The organism is Treponema endosymbiont of Eucomonympha sp., from assembly GCF_001028545.1.
This window is the reverse complement of sequence record NZ_BBPW01000412.1, coordinates 1-622: the sequence shown is the minus strand read 5'-3', so window position 1 is coordinate 622 and position 622 is coordinate 1. Positions and strand designations below refer to the sequence as shown.

The 622-nt window shown below is 60.0% G+C and carries 1 protein-coding gene; it reads left to right on the top strand.

The genetic code is table 11. The annotated features are described in order from the left end of the window. Positions 1 to 245: DUF4469 domain-containing protein (locus AWU74_RS07365; protein ID WP_162505015.1), on the top strand; the 245-nt coding region annotated here is incomplete at its 5' end. Positions 246 to 622 lie beyond the last annotated feature (377 nt).

The window sequence follows — 622 nt, the reverse complement described above, 5'->3', positions numbered from 1 at the left end:
TCAAGCTGAGAATCGCGGGCGAGGACGCCTCGGTCGGCTTGTACTTTGTGCCCGCGGACGGCGAGCCGGTCAAAGTTGACGCGAGCGATCTTGTGGTGAACAACCCGGGCGAAATCATCGCGGTCATCCCCGCCCTTGACGCGGGAACCTATCGGACGCGGATTATCACGCAGTTTGGCAGCGGCGGCAAAAACCTCAAAACGCCGCACTCGTTCACCTACAGCAAAGACTTAACCGTATCGTAGCGGGGCTTCTGTTTCCCGCCACAGCGGGAAGCTCCGCTCCCTGTCATAGCGGGAGGCATCGCACCACTGTAGTGGGAAGTATCGCACCACTATGGTGGGAGGCATCGTACCACTGTAATGGGAGGTATCATACCACTGTAGTGGGAGGTATCATACCGCTATGCGCGGGAGACGTTCCCTCTTTTGGCGGGGGCACAGCGCAGGGCATAAAAAAAGAGCGGGGCGTGTGTCCCGCTCTTTCGCGTCTATGCCGTTCGGCCTCCGCCTCTCTGCTTCACCTATCGGACCTTACCCGCGCGCGGCGCGGGTAACGCCGCTCATTGGTTATAGGCAAACCACGAAATGTTGCTCGCGTCAGCCTTCCGGCTTGCCACGCG